Source organism: Actinacidiphila polyblastidii, assembly GCF_036353415.1.
GTDB lineage: Bacteria > Actinomycetota > Actinomycetes > Streptomycetales > Streptomycetaceae > Actinacidiphila > Actinacidiphila polyblastidii.
The window spans coordinates 104,892-125,944 of record NZ_JAZEWV010000004.1 but is presented as its reverse complement, the minus strand read 5'-3'; the positions used below and the strand labels follow the sequence as shown (position 1 = coordinate 125,944).

Genomic DNA, 21,053 nt, shown 5'->3' with positions numbered 1-21,053 from the left:
ATCCCCCTCGAAAGGGGTGCCCCGGGCGTGCGGCCCGCGACGCGGAAAGGCGAAGGTAGACTCGGGGTCGCCCCCCTTGAGCAACCGCCGGAAGGCCGCCCGTGGCATCAGCGACCCCGTCCGCCCACGACTCCGCTTTCGAGCAGGCCGTCGACACCGTTCTCGTCGTCGACTTCGGAGCGCAGTACGCCCAGCTCATCGCCCGCCGGGTGCGTGAGGCGCGGGTGTACAGCGAGATCGTGCCCTCGACCATGCCGGTCGCCGAGATGCTCGCCAAGCGGCCCAGCGCGATCATCCTGTCCGGCGGCCCCTCCTCGGTGTACGCCGAGGGCGCCCCGTCGCTGGACCGCGCGATCTTCGAGGCCGGCGTGCCGGTCTTCGGCATGTGCTACGGCTTCCAGCTGATGGCCACCGCGCTCGGCGGCACCGTCGACAACACCGGCGCCCGCGAGTACGGCCGCACCCAGCTGAGCGTCTCCAAGCCCGGCTCGACGCTCTTCGAGGGCACCCCCGCCGAGCAGTCGGTGTGGATGTCGCACGGCGACGCCTGCTCGGCCGCGCCCGAGGGCTTCACCGTCACCGCGTCCACCGGCGTCGTGCCGGTCGCCGCCTTCGAGAACGACGACCTCAAGCTCTACGGTGTCCAGTACCACCCCGAGGTGCTGCACTCCACGCACGGCCAGCAGATCCTGGAGCACTTCCTCTACCGCGGCGCCGGCATCAAGCCGGAGTGGACCACCAGCAACGTGGTGGACGAGCAGATCGCCCTGATCCGCGCGCAGGTCGGCGCGAGCCGGGCGATCTGCGGACTGTCCGGCGGCGTGGACTCCGCGGTCGCCGCGGCCCTCGTCCAGCGGGCCATCGGCGACCAGCTGACCTGCGTCTACGTCGACCACGGCCTGATGCGCAAGGGCGAGACCGAGCAGGTCGAGAAGGACTTCGTCGCCGCCACCGGCGTGAAGCTGAAGGTCGTCGACGCCTCGGAGCGGTTCCTCGCGGCGCTCGCCGGGGTCTCCGACCCCGAGCAGAAGCGCAAGATCATCGGCCGGGAGTTCATCCGGGTCTTCGAGCAGGCACAGGCCGAGATCGTCGCCGAGGCGCCGGACGACCACCCGGTGGAGTTCCTGGTGCAGGGCACCCTCTACCCGGACGTGGTGGAGTCCGGCGGCGGCACCGGCACCGCCAACATCAAGTCCCACCACAATGTCGGCGGCCTCCCCGAGGACCTCCGGTTCCGGCTGGTCGAACCGCTCCGCAAGCTGTTCAAGGACGAGGTCCGGATGGTCGGCCAGGAGCTGGGCCTGCCCGAGGAGATCGTCCAGCGGCAGCCCTTCCCCGGCCCCGGCCTCGGCATCCGGATCGTCGGTGAGGTCACCGGGGAGCGCCTGGACCTGCTGCGCGAGGCCGACGCCATCGCCCGCGAGGAGCTGACCGCGGCCGGCCTCGACCGCGAGATCTGGCAGTGCCCCGTGGTGCTGCTCGCCGACGTCCGCTCGGTGGGCGTGCAGGGCGACGGCCGCACCTACGGGCACCCCGTGGTGCTGCGCCCGGTGTCCTCGGAGGACGCCATGACCGCCGACTGGTCGCGGCTGCCGTACGACGTGCTCGCGAAGATCTCCACCCGCATCACCAACGAGGTCAAGGACGTCAACCGGGTCGTCCTCGACGTCACCAGCAAGCCCCCGGGCACCATCGAGTGGGAGTGACGTCGACGCCCCGTTGAGTCGGACGCGCCGCGCGTCCGTATGTCCCGGTGCACGCCGCCGCACCGGAAGAACCGCTTCCACCCCACGACACGGCGGCGGGAGAGGCGGGAGACGATGCTTGAGGTGTGGCGGAGTACCGCTCGGCGTTACGCACTGCTGCCGTTGCGGATCTTCCTCGGCGTGACGTTCGTGTACGCCGGGCTCGACAAGCTGACCAGCGACACCTTCTTCACCGACTCGGCCAACGGCTCGCTGGTGCAGATCCTGCACGGCGCGCACGACCAGGCCGCGATCCCGGCGATGATCGACCTCGCGCTGAAGGCGCCGCACGGCTTCGGCTACGCCATAGCCCTCGGCGAGCTGGCCGCCGGGCTCGGCGTACTCGCCGGGCTGCTCGGCCGGGTCGCGGCGCTCGGCGGCGCCCTGATCTCGCTGAGCCTGTGGCTGACGGTCAGCTGGTCCACGACGCCGTACTACTACGGCAACGACCTCGCGTACCTGATGGCCTGGCTGCCGCTGGTGCTCGCGGGCACGCCGTACCTGTCGCTCGACTCCCTGGCCGGGCGGCGGCGCGGCGGGCTCCTGCGCCGCGGCACGGCCGCGCCGTCGGGCGCCGCCGCCGTCAGCGGCCCGAGGCGCGGCGGCGCCGGCGCGACCGAAGCCCCCGCACGGTCCGAACACCCTGCGTGAGGATCGCGGTCGCGGCGGCCAGCAGCAGGCCGCCGCCCGCGATCGGCACCGAGCGGTCCGGCGCGGACAGGTCCCACACCCGGCAGGCGTCGAGGACGAAGAAGACGGTCAGGGCGAGCAGGACCAGGCCCATCACCAGCGCCGCCGGCTCGAAGCGGTGCCGCCTCACCGGATCACCTCCAGCTTGCCCACTCCCACGCTGACCTCCAGGTCGATGGTGCCGGCGGGCATGGTGCCCGCGGGGGCGTCGAAGCTCATGCTGCCGTGCCGCGACTTCTTGATCTGCACGCCGTCGTTCGGCTGGTCGGGCAGCTCCACCGCGCCGACGCCCAGGTCGTAGTCGATCCGCACGGTCGCGTCGCGGGGCAGCCGCACCCGGGCCTCGCCCGCGCCGATCTCCAGCCGGGTCCGCACGGTGCGGCCGGCGAGCGGCAGCGCCGTCAGGTCCAGCACCCCGCGGCCCGCCCCGCGCTCGTACGACGGCTGCACCGCCGCGACCGCCGAGGGCCGCCAGGTCTGCGAGCCCGCGCCCTGGCCGGACTTGGGCAGCGCGGCCGCGCCGATCAGCCCGGCGACGGTGACCAGCGCCCAGAACACGGTGCCGCCGCGCGCCCGCCCGGCGAAGGACGCGATCACGAAGCCCGCGCCGAGCACCCCGAGCGCCGCCGCCAGGCCGATCTCCGCGCTGACCGCCGCCGGCTGGTACGGCCAGGACGCGCCGGCGCCGATGCCCGCGGCGGCCACCGCCGCCACGAACAGCAGGAAGCTGAAGACCCAGTTGCGCCGCTCCGGCGCCGCCTTCATCCGCTGCTTCCACGCCCGCTTGTCGCTCGCGCCGTACGGTCCGTCGTCCGGGCCCCACAGATACGCCGGCTCCTTCGTCAGGGGCTCGCGCCACCAGGAGGTGGCGCCCGGCTCCGGCGGCGCCTGCACGGCGGGCGGCGCGTCCGGGACCGCCCCCGGCGCGCGGGTCGCGCCGCCGGTGCCGGCCGCGGTGAACGGCGCCTGCCCGGCCTCCTCCAGCCGGCGGCGCTGCTGCGACCAGTACACAGCGCCCGCCGTCGCGGCCAGCAGCACGAGCGAGAACGCCTGGTTCGCGCCGTTGCCGATCATGGAGGCGTACAGGCCGCAGCCGACCAGCGCCATCAGCACCGCCGTCAGCGGCGCGCCCTCGATCCGGCCGGACAGCAGCCGCTGCGCCTCGCTCTCCCGCTCGCCCTCCTGCGGCACGACCAGCCACCCCATGCCGTAGACGATCAGGCCGATGCCGCCGGTCAGCGAGAGCACCGCGAGCACCACCCGGAAGATCACCGGGTCCACGCCGAAGTAGCGGCCCGCGCCGGCGCAGACGCCGGCCAGCACCTTCTCCTTGTCGCGGCCGCGGGTCAGCCTCGGCCGGGGCCGCCCGCCGCCGTCCGCCGCGTCGGCCTGTGCCGTGTCGCCTTCGGCCGCGGCGCCGTCGTGCGGGGCGCGGTCGGCGGGGCCGGGGGCGGGATGGTCCGTCATACGGACCATGGTGGCGGTTCGCGGCGGCGCCCGGCACCCGCCCCCGCCCTGGTACGACCCTGATCCGGCCCCTGAGAGTCCTTCGGGGGTCAACCCTGATGCCCCGCACGGCGGCCCTGTGTGACGATCGGGGCATGTCAGCCAGCAGCCCGCCCTCCGGCCCCAGCGGAGCGTCGTTCCTCGCCCCGCCGGAGCCGGAGGACTCCGGCGTGCGCAAGCTGTACCGCAGCTCCGAGGGGCGGATGGTCGGCGGGGTGGCCCGCGGCCTCGCCGGGCACCTGGGCCTGCCGGTCCTGTGGGTGCGGGCGCTGTTCATCGTGCTGGCCGCCTTCAACGGCATCGGCGTGCTGCTCTACGCGGTCTTCTGGTTCTTCGTGCCGCTGGGCGTCGGCGGCGTCGCCGAGGCGAAGGAGCCGCGCGACGCCCGGTCCTGGCTGGCCGGCAAGCGCCCCGACAAGGGCCAGATCCTCGCCCTGATCGCGCTCGCCGCCGGCACCGGCATCCTGGTCGACAACCTCAACCTCGGCGCCGCCAACCGCGCGGTGTGGCCGCTGCTGGTCATCGCGCTGGGCGTGGCCCTGGTCTGGCGGCAGGCGGACAACGCGCGCCGCGCCCGCTGGGTGGAGATGAGCCACGGCAAGCGGTTCTGGCCGCTGGCCAGGGCCGCGGCGGGCGTCGCGCTGGTGATCGCCGGCGTCACCGGCTTCATCGTGGTCCGCGGCTCGGGCAGCCACCTCGGCGGCATCCTGCAGGCCGCGCTCGCGGTGCTCGTCGGCGTCGCGCTGATCGCCGGGCCCTACCTGGTCCGGATGACGCAGGACCTGTCGGCCGAGCGCCTGATGCGCATCCGGGCGCAGGAGCGCGCCGAGGTCGCCGCGCACGTCCACGACTCGGTGCTGCACACCCTCACGCTGATCCAGCGCAACGCGGAGGACCCGCGCGAGGTCACCCGGCTCGCCCGCGCCCAGGAGCGCGAGCTGCGGGCCTGGCTCTACCGCCCCGAGGGCACCGGCCGCGACGACGAGCCGACCACCCTCGCCGACGCGGCGCGGGCGGCCGCCGCCGAGGTCGAGGACGCCCACGGGGTGCCGGTGGAGGTGGTCTGCGTCGGTGACTGCCCGCTCGACGACCGGCTGGTGGCGCAGATGCAGGCGGCGCGCGAGGCGATGGTCAACGCGGCCAAGTACGGTAGTCCCGCCGCGGAACCGGTGCAGGTGTACGCCGAGGTGGAGGAGGCCCGGGTGTTCGTCTCGGTCCGCGACCACGGCCCCGGCTTCGACCTCGACGAGGTCCCGGAGGACCGGATGGGCGTCCGGCAGTCGATCATCGGCCGGATGGAGCGCAACGGCGGGCAGGCGCGGCTGCGGCCCGCGCCCGGCGGCGGCACGGAAGTGGAGCTGGAGATGGAGAGGGTGGCATCGGCATGAGCGACAGCGAGGCTGGACGCCGGGTCCGGGTGGTGCTCGTCGACGACCACCGCATGTTCCGCACCGGGGTGCAGGCGGAGATCGGGACGACCGAGGAGACCGGCGTCGAGGTGGTCGGCGAGGCGGCCGACGTGGAACAGGCGGTCACCGTGGTCACCGCGACGCGGCCCGAGGTGGTGCTGCTCGACGTGCACCTGCCCGGCGGCGGCGGGGTCGAGGTGCTGCGCCGCTGCGCCGCGCTGTCGTCCGACCCGGAGCGGCCGGTGCGGTTCCTCGCGCTGTCGGTCTCCGACGCCGCGGAGGACGTCATCGGCGTCATCAGGGCCGGCGCCCGCGGGTACGTCACCAAGACGATCACCGGGCCCGACCTGATCGACTCGGTCTTCCGGGTCCGCGACGGGGACGCCGTCTTCTCGCCGCGGCTGGCCGGGTTCGTGCTGGACGCCTTCGCCTCGACCGACGCGCCGCCGGTCGACGAGGACCTGGACCGGCTCACCACCCGCGAGCGCGAGGTGCTGCGGCTGATCGCCCGCGGCTACGCGTACAAGGAGATCGCCAAGCAGCTCTTCATCTCGGTGAAGACCGTCGAGTCCCACGTGTCGGCGGTGCTGCGCAAGCTGCAGTTGTCCAACCGGCACGAGCTGACCCGCTGGGCGACCGCGCGCCGGCTGGTGTGACCGCGCGCCGGCGGGTGACCGCCGCCGTGTGACCCCGGGCCGCCCGGCGGCGGCCCGGCCGGTGGCCCTAGGCGTCCTCGTCCGGCCAGAGCAGCGTGTAGTTGGGCACCTTCACCGCGCGCTGCTCCACCGGCGTCTCCAGGGACTCCATCGGCGCCCCCTCCGGCACCGTGCGGCGGCTCAGGTGGATGCCCACCAGGCAGCCGTCGCACCAGAAGGCCGCGTACCCGGTGCGCTCCTTCGGCAGCCCGGTGAAGGTCAGCCGCAGGTCGGGGCAGCCGCACGTGGGGCACCTGACGTGCCCCGCGCGCTCCGGCAGCGCCTTGCAGTGCAGCTCGTACGCCGCCACCCAGGCTCCCCAACCCGCCGTCAGGGCTTGCATCGTGCGTTCTCCCGTCAGTCCGGCAACCGGCCCCGTCCAGGGCGACAGACGACATTACGCCCGCCGGGCCCGCCTGTGGGTCGCTTTCCCCCAACGGTTGGAGTCACCGCCGCGGAGCGCCTCACGCCCGGCGCAGCAGCAGCTCCGTGTTGCGGTCCTGGCGCGCCCCCGCGGAGGACTCCTTGACGCCGCCGCCCAGCGTGGCGGCCAGCCCCGGCGCGTTGTACGAGAGCTCCCGGTACAGGGAGGCGAGGCCCACCGAGGACAGGTCGGCGGCGTCGGCGCGGTAGGGCGCCGCGGACTCGATCAGCGTGGTGAACAGCGACACCGTGCCGTCCTGGTTGTCGGCCAGCTCGAAGAGCCGGGCGTGGTGCGGGTAGTCGACGTGGGAGGCGGTGTTGACCTCCCAGAAGGAGCGGGCGGCGACGGCGTGCCCGTGCGCGGTGATCTTGTTGACGTGGCTGTGTCCGTTGATCCACGCCACGACGTTCGGGAAGCGGCTCAGCAGCGCGATGACCTCCTGGCCGTCGTGCCGCTGCTTGTCCTCGTCGGTGGCGTCGGGCCGCCGGGTCATGCTCGGGCTGTGGTGGTGGCTGAACACCAGCACGTGCGCGTCGTCGGCGCCGCTGTGGGTGACCGCGCGGCCGTCCGTGTCGTAGTACCGCGAGCTGTGCGCGGTCAGCGTCCGCTCCAGCCAGCGCAGCTGGTCGGTGCCGAGCGAGCCCTCCAGGTGGCCGCTGCGGTAGGTGGTGTCCAGGCTGATGCCGAGCACGCCCGGGGCGACCTCGAACGCGTAGTACATCCGGTCGCCGTCGAGGTTGTCCTCGGTGAAGCCGTGCCCGGCCGGGCCGTGGCCCGCGTACGCCGGGTCCAGGTGCGCGGTCAGGTAGTCGTGCGGGGTGATCATCCGGCGGCGCGGGTCGGGCGTGACGGTCCTGGCCCCGGCGGCGTTCCTGCGCAGGATGTCCTTGAGCACGGCGCTCTTCGGGTCGGCGCCGCTGACCAGCACCTTGCGGTAGGCCGCCACGTCGGTGTCGGGCACCGTCAGCAGCTTGCGCGCGCCGACCGCGAGGTCGTGCAGCTCCGGGTCCTGCGGCGCGATGCACCCGCCGGGCAGCGCGTCGTGGTTGCCGGGCGTCGAGTACCACGGGATGTCCAGTCCTGGGCTGGTCAGCGGGGCCGTCGCGGCCGACAGGTAGCCGGGCACGCGGGGCAGCCCGCGCTGCTTGTCCTGGTCCCGCAGCGCCGCCTCGGCCTGCCAGAACAGCGCGAGCCCGGAGTCCTGGACCCCCTCGTACCGGCCGGGGTCGCCGGTGTTGGGGGTGATCCGGCCGCCGCTCATCGCGGTCAGGAACCACTCCAGCTCGATCGCCGCGTTGTTGTCGGCGTTGTCCCCGGTGGAGATGACGAAGGCCGGGCGCAGCCCGGTGTGCGGGCCGGCGCGCAGGGCGTTGGCCTGCTCCACCAGCGCGACCGCGCCCTGCGCCGACAGGGCCTCCTGCACCCGCCACGACCCGGGCGAGCCGGCCCGCAGGAACTCGGTCCGCAGCGGGTGCTGCACGTCCGCGATGTGCAGGTCGGTGAACTGCACGAAGCACGCCAGCGGGACCCGTCGCCCGGTCCGCCGGCTGTCGGCCGCGGCCAGCTCGGTGCGCACGGCCGACGGCCAGCCGGGCCCGGCGCCGATCCGCCGGTAGGCGCCGGAGCCCTGCAGCCGCGCGGTCGACTCCAGCGTGGTGGTCCCGTACGGCGCGGCGCGCCGCACCACGGCGGGTCCGGTCAGCCGCACCGGTCCCGCGTTCTTGCGCGGTCCCGCCGGGGCGGCCGCCGCGGTGACGGGTGCGGCGCTGCTCGGCCCCGCCGCCCCGGTGATCGCCCAGGCGACGCCGGCGCCGGCGGCGACGGACCCTGAGGTGAGAAGGAAATGACGGCGGTTGACGGCGGAACGAGTCCCGGCCATGAAAGCCTCCGGTGAAATGCGGAATTCCCTCACCTGGAGGTTCGGCTCCGGGCATGGCCTGCCTGTGAACAGGACCGGAACGCTGCCGGCCGGGAAACAGGCCAGGCAGCGCGGAGCTGGTCCCGAGCGCCGCGGAATGACCGGGGAATAGCCCTCCGTGTGAATTCAGGATGGCGAGGGGGCGTCCATCGGGCTGGACAGCGCTGTCCGGCGCTGGACAATTCACGGCGAAATTTGGCACGGTGTGCGCCGGCGGACGTCCAGCGGGGACAGGCCGCGTCGGCAACCGGGGGTACCGCAGTGTCCGTTTCCGAGAACGCCGGTGGATCGAGGGGCGTCGGGCTCGCGCCGCAGGAGCGGGAGTTCTACGCCGCGCAGAGCACGGTGTCCGACCCGGGAGAGCTGGCCGGGTGGTACGCGGAGCTGCCCCGCGACGCCGGGCAGCTCGCCAGGACCGTGCGCGACCTGCTCATCCACCGGATGGAGGGCGGGTTCAGCGACGCGCCGATACCCGAGGAGCGGATGCGCGACGACGCGGAGACGCGCTATGTCGACGACATCCTGCGGCTGGTGACGGCGCGCGACGGCCGGCCGCTCGGCTGCCGCCGCGACTTCGGCGACCGCTTCGTCGGGATCTGCCGGGACTTCACCCTGCTGCACGTCTCGATGCTGCGGCACCTGGGCGTTCCGGCCCGGATGCGCTCCGGGTTCGCCGACTACTTCGACGCGACCGGCTTCCACTGGGACCACGTGGTCACCGAGTTCTGGGACGAGGAGCGCGGCGCCTGGCGGCTGGCCGACCCGCAGCTCGCCGACCCCGAGCGCTACCCCGTGGACTTCGACCCGGCGGACGTGCCGCGCGACCGCTTCCTGGTCGCGGGCGAGGCATGGCACCGCATCCGGGCGGGTCAGGCCGACCCGGCGTCCTTCGGGCTGAACCTGCCCGAGGCGCCGATGATCGGCGCGTGGTTCGTGGCCGGGAACGTCCGGCTCGACCTCGCCTTCCTCAACAAGGTCGAGACGCTGCTGTGGGACGTCTGGGGCGCCGGCGCCTTCGACGCGGGCGACGCCGGCGCGGACGGCGACGCGAAGCTGACGGACGAGGTGCGCGGCCTCTACGACCGGGCCGCCGCGATCGTCGCGGGCGACGTGCCCTTCGCCGCCGCCCGCGCGATGTTCGCCGAGGAGGACGGCCTGCGCACGCCGCGCACCGTGCTGTCCCTGGCCCCGCTGGCCGGCCCGCGCCACGTCACCCTGCGCTGACGTGGCGCGGGGCCGGCGTACGGCGGAGCTTCTGTGAGGCGCGGCTAGGCGGGGCGGGTCGCGCCGGCGAAGGGCATCTCGGAGATCGGGGCGACCCGCACCGGCGCCCCGGGGTGCGGGGCGTGGATCATCCGGCCGTCGCCGATGTAGAGGCCGACGTGCGAGATGCCGGAGTAGAAGAACACCAGGTCGCCGGGGCGCAGTCGGGACTCGGGAATCCGGGCGCCGGCGTCGATCTGGGTGTAGGTGGTGCGGGGCAGCGAGACGCCCGCGGCCCTCCAGGCGGCCTGGGTCAGTCCCGAGCAGTCGTACGCGTTCGGGCCGGTGGCCCCCCAGACGTAGGGCAGGCCGAGCGCCCGGTAGGCGAAGGCGACGGCCGCGGCGGCGCGTGCGGAGGGGGCCGCGGCCGCCGCGGCGGGGCTGCCGGACAGCGGCGTGCGGGTCGCGGCGCGGGTGGCGGCGGCGCCGTGGGAGGGCGCGGGAGCGGTGTCCGCGGCGGCGACGGCGGCCCGGTCGACCGGGCGCAACGAGGCGAGCAGCGCCTGCGCCTGGGCCAGCGTGTCCTGCACCGTCCGCCGGCGCGCGGCCAGTTGCCCCTGCGCCGACCGTAACGACGCGAGGGTGCCCGCCGCTTCGCCGCGGGTCCGCGCGATGTCGCGCCGCTGCGCGGCCAGGTCGGCCAGCGCCGCGGTCTGCCGGGTGCCCAACTGGTGCAGCATGCCCGCCTGTTCGAGGTAGTCCTGCGGCGCCGAGCCGAGCGCGAGCTGCAGCGTCGGGTCGAGCGAGCCGGCCCGGTACTGCGCGGCGGCGACCGTGCCGAGCGCGTCGCGGGCCGCGTTGAGCCGCGCGGTCTTCCTCGCCAGCTCGTCCTGCAGCCGGTCCACCGCCGCACTCTCCTGGTCGGCCCGCTGCGCGGCGCCGTCGTACGCCTGCGTGGCCTGCTCGGCCTCCCGGTACAGCTCGGCGACCTTCGCCTGCACCTGGGCCCGGCTGAGCCGCGGCTCGGCCTGCGCGGCGCCGGCGCCGAACAGCGGCACGGACGCCGCCGAGGCGAGCGCCAGCGTGACGGCCGTGCGGTGGACCCTGCGGACGGTGACGCGCGGTGCGGGCGGACGACTGTGTGAGGCCATGGCGGCCGTCACTCCTTCCGGAGGGGGTCCGGGGGTCCGGCGGCGCCCGCACGGGGGGACGGGTCGCCGCCGGACCTCGGCGGAGGCGGCCGTGCTGCCCGGAAAGGGCGCCCCGATGAGGGGTGGCCGCCTGGAGAGCGACGTTAAACCTGACCCGGCGGCGGCGCGGGTACGGAGACCGGGACTGCCGTCTTTCGTCCACCGCGGGACCGCTCCCGACCGCCGTTCGACGGGTGACCCGCCCGTATCCCCACCCGACCTGACAGATCAGCCGGTCCGCTCACCCCGGCCCGGCGAGCGTGCTAAGGGCGTCGCTAGGGTCAGCTGATATGGACACCCTCCTCAACGTGTTTGTCGGCCTGCACATCATCGGGATAGCCGGGCTGCTCGGCGGTTTCCTCACCCAGCTCCCCGTGATGGGCAACAGGAGCGGGCAGGTCCGGTTCGTGCCGGGGATGCTCTACGGAGCGCTGACCATGCTCGTCACCGGCGTCGCCCTGGTCGGCGTCGCGCACGCCGACGACCACCACCCGAGCAGTGCCAAGCTCGGCGTCAAGCTCGCCGTGCTGATCGTGATCCTGGGCCTGGTGTACGTCCAGCGCGACGAGGAGCGCGTGGACACCCGGCTCTTCGCCGCGGTCGGCGCCCTCACCGCCGTGAACATCTTCATCGCGGTGCTGTGGACGTGAGCCGCCCCGACGGCACTCCCCGCCCCGACCCTGCGCCCCGCCCCGACCCCGCGCACCGGGCGGCCGGCTACGACGCCGCGACCGCGGAGCAGTACCGCCGCGCCCGGGAGATCCCGCGCGAGGGCCTCGCCGAATGGCGGGCCGCCGTCGCCGAGGAGGCCGCGCTCGCGCCCGGCATGACGCTGCTGGACGTCGGCGCCGGCACCGGCGGCTTCGCGTCCGCCTTCCACGACTGGTTCGGGGTGCGGGTGCTGGCCGTCGAGCCGGCGCCGGCGATGCGCGCGCTCATCCCCGAACTGCCGGGCGCCGTCGAGCCGCTGGACGGGACCGCTGCCGCGCTGCCGGTGCCCGACGCCTGCGCGGACGCCGCCTGGCTGGGCTCGGTCGTGCACCACATCCCCGATCTGGCCGCCGCCGCACGGGAGTTGCGGCGCGCGCTGCGGCCCGGCGCGCCGGTGCTCATCCGCAACGCCTTTCCCGGGCGGGCGGCCGGCGACATCCGGGTCCGCTTCTTCCCGGAGACCGCGCGCGACATCGAGACCACGTACCCGACCGTCGACGAGGTCGTCGCCGCCTTCGCGACGGCCGGCTTCGCGCGGCGCGCGCTGCGCCCGCTGGCCCAGCGCAACGCGGTGGACGTGGGCACGTACGCGCGGACGCTGAGCCGCGCCGCCGACTCCAAGCTGCGGGCGCTGGACGACGCGGCGTTCGCCCGCGGCGCCGCCCGGCTGCGCGCGGCCGACCCGGCCGGGCCCGCGGTCAGCGTGATGGACCTGCTGGTGCTGCACTGAGCCGCCCGCGAGGGCGCGCGCAGGCGGCCGGACGCGACGGAGCCCGGACCGGGTGGACCGGTCCGGGCTCCGCCCGCGTGCCGGGGGGCTACGCGACGCGGCGCGCGGCCGCGAACGGCATCCAGCTCATCGGGGCGACCTCGACGGTCGCCCCGGTGTGCGGCGCGTGCACGACATTGCCGCCGCCGAGGTAGATGCCGACGTGCGAGATGCCGGAGTAGAAGAAGACGAGGTCGCCGGGGCGCAGGTCGGCCTCGGAGACCGCGACGCCCTCCTTGACCTGGTCCCAGGTGGTGCGGCCGATGTTGACGCCCGCCGCGGCGTAGGCGGCCTGGGTCAGGCCCGAGCAGTCGTACGCGCCGGGGCCGGTGGCGCCGCGGGCGTACGGCTTGCCGCGCTGCGCCAGGGCGAACTGGATCGCGGCGGCGGCGCGGCCGCTCGCCGGGCCGTTGTACGTGTAGTGCGCGGTCGCCGAGGCCGTCGAGGGGGTCAGCGCGGCGAGCTTCCTGCGCTGCTCGGCGTTGAGGCTGTTGAGCAGCTTCTGCGCGGCGGCGAGCTTCGCGTCGACGTTCTTCTTCTGCGCGGCGAGCCTGCCCTGCGCGGTGGTCAGCTCGTTGAGGCTCGCGGTGGCCTGCGACCGCTGGATGGTGGCCTGCTCCTGCTGGACCTTGAAGGTCTGGAGCGCCTGCTCCTGCGTGCTGGAGAGCCGGTCGAGCATGTGCGACTGCTCGAGGAACTGCTCCGGGTCGTCGGAGAGCAGCAGCTGCGTGGTCTGGTCGAGCCCGCCGTCGCGGTACTGCGCGGTGGCGAACTGCCCGAGCACGCGCCGGGTCTCGTTCATCTTCTGGGTCTTCTGGGCCACCTGCGTGAGCAACTGGTTGGCCTTGGTGCGCGCCTGCGCGGTCTGCTCCGTCGCCTGGTCGTACTGCTGGGTCGCGACCTCTGCCTGCTGGTTGAGCGTGTCGATCTCCTTCTTGACCTCGGAGATCGAGGGTTTGGCGGGCGCCGCGTTCGCGCTCTCGCTCATCAAGGTGACCGACGCCAGTGCCGCTGCGGTGACTCCGACCGCCGCGCGCGGCGCGGCGGAGGCGAGTATTCGGGTGCGCGGCTTGCGGTGCGACGCCAAGGAGGCGACTCCTTCCGTGAACCGCCGACCGGGTTAGCTGACGGGTTCGGACGGGAAAGGTCGCCCTACGGTCCTGCGCCTCGCGGCACCGGCCCGATTCACCCCGGAATGCAGTGGGTCCCCGGCTCCGGCCTCACGGCCGGATTGAGCGGAGGCGGCAGGCTGCCGGCGTTCCCCGGCGGAAGGTCTGTCACCTAGCCGGTTACCGTAGCCAACTTCTGTGAGTCTTGGGAAGTTTCGATCGCAATGTGACCGAGATCGCTCCGTGATCTTACGATCCGTGGGCGTCCCACCGGTGCTCAATACGGGCGAACTCCCGCGTAGAAGGGCATTTCCGTGATCGGCGCGACCTTGACGACGGTGCCCGTGTGCGGAGCGTGGATCATCTTGCCGTCGCCGATGTAGAGGCCGACGTGGCTGACGTCGCTGTAGAAGAAGATCAGGTCGCCCGGCCGCAGGTCGGCCTCGGAGACCCGGGTGCCGACGTCCACCTGGTCGTAGGTGGTCCGCGGCAGGTCGATGCCCGCCGCCTTGTACGCGGCCTGGGTCAGCCCCGAGCAGTCGAACGAGCCGGGCCCGGTCGCCCCCCACACGTACGGCTTGCCGATCTGCTGCTGCGCGAAGGCGATGGCCTGCTCCGCGACCGACGAGGTGCTCGTCGACGGGGGAGCGGCGCCCTTGGCGGCGGCCGCCTTGACGGCCGCCGCCCGCGCCGCCTTCTGCCGCGCGACGAGCGCGGCGGCCTTCACCTTCGCCTCGGCCTCCTGCTGGGCCGCCAGCGCCGCGAGCCGCGCCTTCTCCTGCGCGGTGAGGCTGTTGAGCAGGTGCTGCGCCTCGCCGAGCTTGGTCTGCACGGTCTGCTTCGCGGTCCGCAGCTTCGCCTGCTGCGCGGTGAGGGTCGCCAGGCTCTTCGCCGCCTCGACGCGCTGCTGCGTGGCCGCGACCTGCCGGACGCGGTAGGTCTCGACCGCGGCCCGCTGCCGCCGGTTCATCAGGTCGGTCAGGTGCAGCTGGTCCAGCAGCGCCTGGGGATCGTCGGCCAGCATGTAGCGGCTGGTGGTGGTGTCGCCGCCGTTGCGGTACTGCGCGGCGGCGAACTGGCCGAGCGTGCGGCGCGAGTCGTTCAGCGCCTGGGTCTTCTGCGCGGCGGCGGTGAGCAGCTTGTCGACCGTGGCGTTCTGCCGGTCGGTCTGCTCCTTGGCGCCGTTGTAGTGCTCGGTGGCCACCTCGGCCTGGTGCATCAGCCCGTCGACCTTCGCCTTCACCTGGGCGATGCTCGGCTGCGCCGGCCCGGCGGGGGCCGGGGTGGCGCTCGCGCTCTCCCCGAAGAGGGTCACGGTCGCCAGTGCCGCCGTCGTGATCCCGACCGCCGTGCGGGGGCCTGGGGTGCCGAGCAGCGCGGTACGGGCCTTACGGTGCGTCGCCATGACGGACGGACTCCTCTCGGACGCTGACCGGAGCGGCTGGTGCGGAACCGTAGCCAAACCCCGCCGTTGCAGGGAAGAGCGATGTCCGATAGGCCCGATACCTTTTCGTCATCTTCCGCCGAACCGGACGTGTCGTCACGCACGGTGGCGATCGGGCTACCGCGAGGCCGGGGCCGGCTTTGCCGGGACGGCGTCGCGGTGTCGGTGCGGACGCCTAGAATCGGGAGGCGATGAGCAGCCTCTTTGACGAACACTTCCTCGCCGGACTCGACGCGTCCCACGGACCGGCCCACAGCCCCTCCGACGCCGAGGGCGCGCCGCCGCCGGAGGACGACGCGCACCCGGACCTGCCGGCCCCCGAGGACGTCCCGCACGACCTGTTCGGCGACCGCTTCGACGGCGCGCCCCCGGTCCGCGACGCCCACTACCGGGACGGCGCGCCGCGCCCGGCCACCGACCCCGCGCAGCTGCTCGACGGGCTCAACGAGCAGCAGGCCGCGGCCGTGCAGCACGCCGGCGGCCCGCTGCTCATCGTCGCGGGCGCCGGGTCGGGCAAGACCCGGGTGCTCACCCACCGCATCGCCTACCTGCTCGGCGCCCGCCAGGTGCACCCCGGCTCGATCCTCGCGATCACCTTCACCAACAAGGCCGCCGGTGAGATGAAGGAGCGCGTCGAGCAGCTCGTCGGCCCCCGGGCCGCCGCGATGTGGGTGTCCACCTTCCACAGCGCCTGCGTGCGCATCCTGCGCCGCGAGTCCAAGAAGCTCGGCTTCACCTCGTCCTTCTCGATCTACGACGCGGCCGACTCCAAGCGGCTGATGGCCCTGGTCTGCCAGCGCGACCTGGACCTGGACCCCAAGCAGTTCCCGCCGAAGTCCTTCAGCGCCAAGATCTCCAACCTCAAGAACGAGCTGATCGACGAGGAGACCTTCGCCGCCCAGGCGGAGAACCCCTTCGACAAGAAGCTCGCCGAGGCGTACGCGCTCTACCAGTCGCGGCTGCGCGAGGCCAACGCGCTGGACTTCGACGACATCATCATGACCACCGTCAACCTGCTGCAGGCGTTCCCCGACGTCGCCGAGCACTACCGGCGGCGCTTCCGGCACGTCCTGGTCGACGAGTACCAGGACACCAACCACGCGCAGTACACGCTGGTCCGCGAGCTGGTGGGCACCGGCGACGAGGCGGGCGAGCTGTGCGTGGTCGGTGACGCGGACCAGTCGATCTACGCCTTCCGCGGCGCCACCATCCGCAACATCCTCCAGTTCGAGGAGGACTACCCGCAGGCCCGCACCATCCTGCTGGAGCAGAACTACCGCTCCACCCAGACCATCCTGTCCGCCGCCAACGCCGTCATCGAGCGCAACGCCGGCCGCCGCGCGAAGAACCTGTGGACGGAGTCCGGCAGCGGCCCGGTGATCACCGGCTACGTCGCGGACCAGGAGCACGACGAGGCCCAGTACATCGCCGACGAGATCGACCGGCTCACCGACGCCGGCGACGCCCGCCCCGGCGACGTCGCCGTCTTCTACCGCACCAACGCCCAGTCCCGGGTCTTCGAAGAGGTCTTCATCCGCGTCGGCCTGCCGTACAAGGTCGTCGGCGGCGTCCGCTTCTACGAGCGGCGCGAGGTCCGCGACGTGCTCGCCTACCTGCGGGTGCTCGCCAACCCCGAGGACAGCGTGCCGCTGCGCCGCATCCTCAACGTCCCCAAGCGCGGCATCGGCGAGCGCGCCGAGGCGATGGTCGACGCGCTCGCGCTGCGCGAGCAGATCTCCTTCCCGCAGGCGCTGCGCCGCGTCGACGAGGCGTACGGCATGGCCGCCCGCTCGGCCAACGCCGTCAAGCGGTTCAACACGCTGATGGACGAGCTGCGCACCATCGTGGAGTCCGGCGCGGGCCCCGCGGTCGTCCTGGAGGCGGTGCTGGAACGCACCGGCTACCTCGCCGAGTTGCAGGCGTCCACCGACCCGCAGGACGAGACCCGCGTCGAGAACCTCCAGGAACTCGCCGCCGTCGCGCTGGAGTTCGAGCAGGAGCAGGCCGAGGACGAGACCGGCACGCTCTCCGACTTCCTGGAGCGCGTGGCCCTGGTCGCCGACTCCGACCAGATCCCGGACGACGACACCGATTCCGGCGGCGTGATCACCCTGATGACGCTGCACACCGCCAAGGGCCTGGAGTTCCCGGTGGTGTTCCTGACCGGCATGGAGGACGGCGTCTTCCCGCACATGCGCGCGCTCGGCCAGGTCAAGGAGCTGGAGGAGGAGCGCAGGCTCGCCTACGTCGGCATCACCCGGGCCCGGATGCGGCTCTACGTGACCCGCTCGGTGATGCGCAGCGCGTGGGGCCAGCCCTCGTACAACCCGCCGTCGCGCTTCCTGGAGGAGATCCCGGTCCCGCTCATCGAGTGGAAGCGGACCGGCGGCTCCTTCGGCGGCCCCGGCTCCGGCGGCGCCTCCTCGGGCGGCGCGGTCTCCAAGGCCGCCGCCTCGCTGTCGTCCACCCTGGCGGCCCGCTCCAAGGGCGGCGCGGGCGGCTTCGCCACCCGCAGGTCCAGCGGCGACCGCCCGGTGATCTCCCTGGCGGTCGGCGACCGCGTCACCCACGACCAGTTCGGCCTGGGCACGGTCATCTCCGTCACCGGCCGTCCGGGCGACGAGAAGGCGACCATCGACTTCGGCGACGAGCGCCCCAAGCAGCTGCTGCTGCGGTACGCGCCGGTGCAGAAGCTCTGACCCCCGCAGCCGCGGGGGTCAGAGCCGACGGCGAAGAAGCCGCTCAGCGCGGGTCGAGGCCGTGGGCGAGCAGCCAGGGCAGCGGGTCGATGGGCAGACCGCCGTGCGGGCGGACCTCTAGGTGGAGGTGCGGGCCGGTGGTGTTGCCGGTATTGCCCGAGTAGGCGATCACCGTGCCCGCCTTCACCTTGCCCGAGCGGATCTTCGTACTGCTCAGGTGGCAGTACCAGGTCTCCGTGCCGTCGGGCGCGGTGACGATGGCCATGTTGCCGTACGAGGAGTTCCACTGCGTGCGGACCGTGCCGTCGGTCACCGCCATCACGGGCGTGCCGACCTGCACCGGGAAGTCGATGCCGGTGTGCAGCGCCATCCAGTTGACGCCGGCCTGCCCGAAGTAGGCGCTCAGCCCCTTCTGCGTCACCGGCAGCACGAACTTCGGCCGCAGCGCCTCCTTGCGCGCCGCCGCCGCCTCCGCGGCCTTCTTCGCCGCCGCCTGGCGCTCCTTCAGGTCCAGCCTCTCCTGCGAGCGGCTGGCGCGTGACGCGAAGTCGTCGGCGTCGCGGCTGACCCCGGCGAGCTGCCGGTCCAGCTGGGTGGTGGGCGCCTTGCCGGTCGCGGCGTCGGCCTGGCTGCTGGAGGTGTCCTGGGCCATGCCGACCCCGGTCACCGCGGCCGCGCCGACCGCGGCGACGCCCATGACGGCCACCGAGGGCACCGCGACGGTCAGCAGCGCCGACCGCTTGGCGGGCTTGCGGCGCCGGCTGCGGGCCGCAGGGACGTCGCCGCCGCCGAACCCGTCGCCGGCGTAGTCGTGCCGCACCGGCTCGTCGTCCCGGTCCACGAAGGCTGCGTACGGGTCCGCGGTCTCGTCGAGGTGCGCGGTCTCGTCGAGGTGCGCGGTGAGGTCGGCTTCACCGAAGTCCGCCGCGGTGAAGTCGGCGGCGGCGTCGCCGGCGTAGTGATCGGCGTCGTGCTCGGTGTGGTACGCGGCGGGCGCGGGCTCCTGGACCGGCGGCGCCACCTGCTCGTACACCCCGGTGTCGCCCGAGGCGCCGTATCCGTAGCCGGTGGCGTATCCGGTGCCGTAGCCGTAGGCCGGGTAGGCGCCGGAGTCCCAGTCCTGCTGCGGCTGCTCCATCTGGAGCGGCGCCTGCGGGAAGTCGGTGAGGCCGACGTAGGTGCCGGTGTCGTAGTACGTCGCGGTGCCGGTCGCCGTCGGCGCGGTGCTCTGGCCGTAGGCGTAGAGGTCGTAGCCCTGGTAGCGGCCGGTGTCCCAGCCGCTCTGCGCGGCCGGCGGCTCGTACGCCTGCTGCTGCGGGTAGCCGTAGCCCTGCGCCTGGGACTGCGCCGGGTCCTGCGGATGGCCCTGGTCGTAGACCCCGTACGGCTGTTGCTGCGGAATGTACGCATATGTTCCGGTCGCCGTGTCGTCGGCGAAGCCGGTGCCGACGGTCTGGTAGGTCCCCGTGGAATAAGGGTCGTACCCGTAGGCGTCGTAGTCAGGGGCGTACCCCGACTCGTGACGTTCGTTCACCGCCAGCTTCTCTTTCGCCTCGGCAGCAGGAGAATTAGCGGCGACTGTAGCCCTCGGTATCCGGCGGGGACAACCTTCTCCCTGGAACCGACGCCCGACTTGCCCGGTGTTCGGGCGATATTCGACCGTTATGTGCCCGTTATGCGGCGTGGGTTTCGACGCCGGCGAGGAGTCGTCCGCCCAGCGCCCGGCGGATCTCGGCGGCCACCGGAGCGTGCACCGGGAGGGCGAGGTGCCCGATTCCGGTGACATGGACGTTTTCGGCCAGCAGGTCGGCGTGTTCGAGGCGCGCCGACCCGACCGGGATCATCAACTGGTCCAGATCGCTCCAGAAGGCCACGAACCGGGTCCGGCAGCCGGGCGCCGATCCCGCCAGCTCGCTCAGCACCGGTGATCCCGGGCGCATCTGCCGCGCCAGCGGGTGCGGCGTGAACGACGGCACGGCCCGGGTTCCGGCGTGCGGTGTACCGAGCGTGACGAGCGTCCGCACCCGGGCGTCACCGCCGAGGCGCTGCACGTAGTACCGGGCGATCAGGCCGCCCAGGCTGTGCGCCACGATGTCGACGCGGCGCCGGCCCGTCTGCTCGCAGGTGCGCTCCACGTGCGCGCCGAGCTGCTCCGCCGCGGCCCGCAGGTCGGGGGTGAACGGCGAGTAGTTGACCGCCTGGACGTGCGTCCAGCCGTGCCGGCTCAGCGAGCGCCGCAGCAGGGCGAACGCGGAGCGGTTGTCGACGAAGCCGTGCAGCAGCAGGACCGGCGGGTGCGCGGCGGTCCCGCCCACGGCGGGCACCGAGAGCAGGTCGGCGGCGCCGCCGGCAGGGGTGCCCGGTACCGCGTAGGGATCGGCCGCCGGGTCCCTCGGGACGATCCGCGGCGGGTGCTCGGGGAGCATCCCGGTCGGGTAGAGCAGCAGGTGCGCGGCGAGGATCGCCAGGTCGATCGCGGTGGCCCTGACCAGGCACGCGCCGTGCCGCACCGCCGAGAGCGGGGACAGCTCCTCACTGGCGCCGGCGGGCGCGGTGGGCGGCGGGTCGGCGGACCCCGGGTCGGCCGGGTCCCCGGCCGGTGCGGGCCCCGCTCCGGGCGCGGCGAGAGGTGACGCGAGCGCCACGGACGGTGCGGTCGGGACGGGCCGGCGCGGCCCCGCCGGCCCCGGGGGCGCGGTGTCCGTCGTCGTGGGCGTCGCACGCTTCGCTGACCTGGAGAGATCCGGAATCCGGTCGGCCATGGCACACACCTCCTGGCCGGTACGGGCGTCGCGTCCCGTGCTCACACCCCTGAGGCCGTGAACGCGCCGCCGCGCCGTCCTGAACAGCGGCTCGGTGCTTCCTCCGCCCCTCTGCGGCTCCAGGGAGGCGGCCGGGCCCGGTGGGACGGCCTCCGCGCGCGTCCTTCGCCCGGGGGGCCTGGCGGGCCCGAGTGACGCCCCCGCTGGGGGGCTGCCTTCCATTCTCATGTGATTTCCCCCTCCATGCATCCCGTAAAACTGTCGGCGCCCAGCCACGGGCGATAACGTTCGTTCACGCAGTGCTCCGCCGTGAGCCGTACCCCCGCAGGCATGGAGGCAGTGATGGGAGTGTCCGGACCGATCCGCGTGGTGGTCGCCAAGCCGGGGCTCGACGGCCACGACCGCGGAGCCAAGGTCATCGCGCGGGCGTTGCGCGACGCCGGCATGGAGGTCATCTACACCGGCCTGCACCAGACCCCCGAGCAGGTCGTCGACACCGCCATCCAGGAGGACGCCGACGCGATCGGCCTGTCCATCCTCTCCGGCGCCCACATGACGCTCTTCGCGAAGGTGGTCGAGCTGCTCAAGGAGCGCGACGCCGAGGACATCAAGGTCTTCGGCGGCGGCATCATCCCCCAGGCCGACATCCCGCCGCTCAAGCAGCTCGGCGTCGCCGCGATCTTCACGCCCGGCACGTCCACGGGTGACGTCGTGGCCTGGGTCCGCGCCAACATCCGGCAGCCCGCGCAGACCTGATCCCCTCCCGGGGCGGCCGGGGC

Annotated in this window: 17 protein-coding genes, 1 pseudogene and 1 riboswitch; of the genes and pseudogenes, 9 read left to right on the top strand and 9 right to left on the bottom strand. The window is 73.7% G+C overall.

All coding sequences use genetic code 11. The annotated features are described in order from the left end of the window. The first annotated feature begins 101 nt into the window (after positions 1-101). A complete protein-coding gene (gene guaA / locus V2S66_RS07335) occupies positions 102-1,706 on the top strand; it encodes a glutamine-hydrolyzing GMP synthase (RefSeq protein WP_330793701.1) in 1,605 nt (534 codons plus the stop codon). Positions 1,707-1,820: 114 nt separating this feature from the next. Next, a pseudogene (locus V2S66_RS07330) lies at positions 1,821-2,279 on the top strand (DoxX family membrane protein); the annotation flags it as partial. Positions 2,280-2,328: 49 nt separating this feature from the next. Here the strand turns inward: V2S66_RS07330 and V2S66_RS07325 are convergent. Both V2S66_RS07325 and V2S66_RS07320 read right to left on the bottom strand, forming a co-directional pair. Further along, complete coding sequence (locus V2S66_RS07325; RefSeq protein ID WP_330793700.1) at positions 2,329-2,565, bottom strand: hypothetical protein; 237 nt, start codon at positions 2,563-2,565, stop codon at positions 2,329-2,331. After that, positions 2,562-3,902 carry a PspC domain-containing protein gene (locus V2S66_RS07320; protein ID WP_330793699.1) on the bottom strand — a complete coding sequence of 447 codons (1,341 nt, stop codon included), beginning with the start codon at positions 3,900-3,902 and terminating at the stop codon, positions 2,562-2,564. Before V2S66_RS07320 ends, V2S66_RS07325 begins: the two co-directional genes overlap by 4 nt. 134 nt (positions 3,903-4,036) lie before the next feature. Between V2S66_RS07320 and V2S66_RS07315 the strand changes: the two genes are divergently transcribed. Both V2S66_RS07315 and V2S66_RS07310 read left to right on the top strand, forming a co-directional pair. Then, a complete protein-coding gene (locus V2S66_RS07315) occupies positions 4,037-5,329 on the top strand; it encodes an ATP-binding protein (protein WP_330793698.1) in 1,293 nt (430 codons plus the stop codon). Beyond that, positions 5,326-6,006: a response regulator transcription factor gene (locus tag V2S66_RS07310; protein ID WP_330793697.1), complete on the top strand. Its 681-nt coding sequence runs from the start codon at positions 5,326-5,328 to the stop codon at positions 6,004-6,006. Before V2S66_RS07315 ends, V2S66_RS07310 begins: the two co-directional genes overlap by 4 nt. Before the next feature lie 67 nt (positions 6,007-6,073). Here the strand turns inward: V2S66_RS07310 and V2S66_RS07305 are convergent, their stop codons facing one another. Both V2S66_RS07305 and V2S66_RS07300 read right to left on the bottom strand, forming a co-directional pair. Then, on the bottom strand, positions 6,074-6,388 hold the full coding sequence (locus tag V2S66_RS07305) for a hypothetical protein (protein ID WP_330793696.1): 315 nt from the start codon (positions 6,386-6,388) through the stop codon (positions 6,074-6,076). 121 nt (positions 6,389-6,509) lie between these two features. Next, positions 6,510-8,348 carry a TIGR03767 family metallophosphoesterase gene (locus tag V2S66_RS07300; protein WP_330793695.1) on the bottom strand — a complete coding sequence of 613 codons (1,839 nt, stop codon included), beginning with the start codon at positions 8,346-8,348 and terminating at the stop codon, positions 6,510-6,512. A gap of 300 nt (positions 8,349-8,648) precedes the next feature. Here V2S66_RS07300 and V2S66_RS07295 point away from each other — a divergent pair, with 300 nt between their 5' ends. Continuing rightward, complete coding sequence (locus V2S66_RS07295; protein ID WP_330793694.1) at positions 8,649-9,611, top strand: transglutaminase-like domain-containing protein; 963 nt, start codon at positions 8,649-8,651, stop codon at positions 9,609-9,611. 44 nt (positions 9,612-9,655) lie between these two features. Here the strand turns inward: V2S66_RS07295 and V2S66_RS07290 are convergent, their stop codons facing one another. After that, a complete protein-coding gene (locus V2S66_RS07290; protein WP_330793693.1) occupies positions 9,656-10,741 on the bottom strand; it encodes a C40 family peptidase in 1,086 nt (361 codons plus the stop codon). 329 nt (positions 10,742-11,070) lie between these two features. On the opposite strand from V2S66_RS07290, the gene V2S66_RS07285 reads away from it, so the two are divergent. Together V2S66_RS07285 and V2S66_RS07280 are read left to right on the top strand one after the other, a co-directional pair. Further along, positions 11,071-11,430: a hypothetical protein gene (locus tag V2S66_RS07285; RefSeq protein WP_330793692.1), complete on the top strand. Its 360-nt coding sequence runs from the start codon at positions 11,071-11,073 to the stop codon at positions 11,428-11,430. After that, a complete protein-coding gene (locus V2S66_RS07280; RefSeq protein WP_330793691.1) occupies positions 11,427-12,221 on the top strand; it encodes a class I SAM-dependent methyltransferase in 795 nt (264 codons plus the stop codon). Before V2S66_RS07285 ends, V2S66_RS07280 begins: the two co-directional genes overlap by 4 nt. A gap of 88 nt (positions 12,222-12,309) precedes the next feature. On the opposite strand, the gene V2S66_RS07275 is transcribed toward V2S66_RS07280, so the two are convergent. After that, positions 12,310-13,347: a C40 family peptidase gene (locus V2S66_RS07275; RefSeq protein WP_330793690.1), complete on the bottom strand. Its 1,038-nt coding sequence runs from the start codon at positions 13,345-13,347 to the stop codon at positions 12,310-12,312. 7 nt (positions 13,348-13,354) lie between these two features. Next, a riboswitch (cyclic di-AMP (ydaO/yuaA leader) is annotated at positions 13,355-13,508 on the bottom strand. A gap of 138 nt (positions 13,509-13,646) precedes the next feature. After that, positions 13,647-14,774, bottom strand: a complete 1,128-nt coding sequence (locus V2S66_RS07270) for a C40 family peptidase (protein ID WP_330793689.1) — start codon at positions 14,772-14,774, stop codon at positions 13,647-13,649. A 230-nt stretch (positions 14,775-15,004) separates the two neighbouring features. Here V2S66_RS07270 and pcrA point away from each other — a divergent pair, with 230 nt between their 5' ends. Beyond that, the gene (pcrA, locus tag V2S66_RS07265) at positions 15,005-17,512 is read left to right on the top strand and encodes a DNA helicase PcrA (RefSeq protein ID WP_330793688.1); all 2,508 of its coding nucleotides are present in this window, start codon (positions 15,005-15,007) and stop codon (positions 17,510-17,512) included. A gap of 43 nt (positions 17,513-17,555) precedes the next feature. Here pcrA and V2S66_RS07260 read toward each other — a convergent pair whose 3' ends face one another. Together V2S66_RS07260 and V2S66_RS07255 are read right to left on the bottom strand one after the other, a co-directional pair. Continuing rightward, the gene (locus V2S66_RS07260; protein ID WP_330793687.1) at positions 17,556-19,046 is read right to left on the bottom strand and encodes a M23 family metallopeptidase; all 1,491 of its coding nucleotides are present in this window, start codon (positions 19,044-19,046) and stop codon (positions 17,556-17,558) included. 139 nt (positions 19,047-19,185) lie between these two features. Continuing rightward, positions 19,186-20,040: an esterase/lipase family protein gene (locus tag V2S66_RS07255; RefSeq protein WP_330793910.1), complete on the bottom strand. Its 855-nt coding sequence runs from the start codon at positions 20,038-20,040 to the stop codon at positions 19,186-19,188. 576 nt (positions 20,041-20,616) lie between these two features. On the opposite strand from V2S66_RS07255, the gene V2S66_RS07250 reads away from it, so the two are divergent. Next, positions 20,617-21,030 (top strand): cobalamin B12-binding domain-containing protein, encoded by a 414-nt coding sequence (locus tag V2S66_RS07250; RefSeq protein ID WP_330793686.1) that lies wholly within the window; start codon positions 20,617-20,619, stop codon positions 21,028-21,030. Positions 21,031-21,053 lie beyond the last annotated feature (23 nt).

What these genes read in the sequence shown, in the direction of transcription:
- V2S66_RS07320 (WP_330793699.1), bottom strand. Translation starts at nt 3,902, where the DNA reads ATGACGGACCATCCCGCCCCCGGCCCCGCCGACCGCGCCCCGCACGAC.
- V2S66_RS07315 (WP_330793698.1), top strand. Translation starts at nt 4,037, where the DNA reads ATGTCAGCCAGCAGCCCGCCCTCCGGCCCCAGCGGAGCGTCGTTCCTC.
- V2S66_RS07310 (WP_330793697.1), top strand. Translation starts at nt 5,326, where the DNA reads ATGAGCGACAGCGAGGCTGGACGCCGGGTCCGGGTGGTGCTCGTCGAC.
- V2S66_RS07305 (WP_330793696.1), bottom strand. Translation starts at nt 6,388, where the DNA reads ATGCAAGCCCTGACGGCGGGTTGGGGAGCCTGGGTGGCGGCGTACGAG.
- V2S66_RS07300 (WP_330793695.1), bottom strand. Translation starts at nt 8,348, where the DNA reads ATGGCCGGGACTCGTTCCGCCGTCAACCGCCGTCATTTCCTTCTCACC.
- V2S66_RS07290 (WP_330793693.1), bottom strand. Translation starts at nt 10,741, where the DNA reads ATGGCCTCACACAGTCGTCCGCCCGCACCGCGCGTCACCGTCCGCAGG.
- V2S66_RS07285 (WP_330793692.1), top strand. Translation starts at nt 11,071, where the DNA reads ATGGACACCCTCCTCAACGTGTTTGTCGGCCTGCACATCATCGGGATA.
- V2S66_RS07270 (WP_330793689.1), bottom strand. Translation starts at nt 14,774, where the DNA reads ATGGCGACGCACCGTAAGGCCCGTACCGCGCTGCTCGGCACCCCAGGC.
- pcrA (WP_330793688.1), top strand. Translation starts at nt 15,005, where the DNA reads ATGAGCAGCCTCTTTGACGAACACTTCCTCGCCGGACTCGACGCGTCC.
- V2S66_RS07250 (WP_330793686.1), top strand. Translation starts at nt 20,617, where the DNA reads ATGGGAGTGTCCGGACCGATCCGCGTGGTGGTCGCCAAGCCGGGGCTC.